This window comes from Aeromonas sp. QDB11, assembly GCF_027705265.1.
GTDB lineage: Bacteria > Pseudomonadota > Gammaproteobacteria > Enterobacterales > Aeromonadaceae > Aeromonas > Aeromonas allosaccharophila.
This window is the reverse complement of the sequence record NZ_JAPDBM010000251.1, coordinates 1-505: the sequence shown is the minus strand read 5'-3', so window position 1 is coordinate 505 and position 505 is coordinate 1. Positions and strand designations below refer to the sequence as shown.

Genomic DNA, 505 nt, shown 5'->3' with positions numbered 1-505 from the left:
AACGAAAAAGGCACTATCAATAAAATGATGGTGCCTTTATTTTCAATAGCTTAGCTGTTATGGCTTAGTTCATGCCGCATGATCTCATTGACTGAGCAAGGGAAGCTGTGCAATCCACAACATACCCGTGGCAAAATAACCACAGCAAAGGTTGCTCTGGCTACTTCATTTTTGGAGTAATTTAATGCACTTAGGCATAGCTTTCTGCTGTTTGTTTTAGTGCGGCAAGTTGACTTGGGCTGGGCGCGTCGAAACTTTGATAACGCTCCAAAGCAATTATCTCGTCGCCATGAGAATGGAAAATGCGAGTGAACGTCCATCGGCCCCCAAAACCATCGTTATGGTTTCCACCATACACGTTTTTTTCACCTGCCAGAGCCCAGATTGCAACAAGCTTCTCTTGCTTCAGGAATGCTAAAAAAGCTTCGTGCGTATTCCGGCGAAGTTGAACAGCCATTCCGGCCAACGTGAACACCCTGATCCTTAACGCGCTCACGTCATCCCG

Annotated in this window: 1 protein-coding gene; it reads right to left on the bottom strand. The window is 46.1% G+C overall.

Annotated features, from left to right (window positions below; all coding sequences use genetic code 11):
* Positions 1-190 precede the first annotated feature (190 nt).
* A partial coding sequence (locus tag OKC40_RS22930) for a hypothetical protein (protein ID WP_270797074.1) occupies positions 191-505 on the bottom strand: 315 nt, incomplete at its 5' end.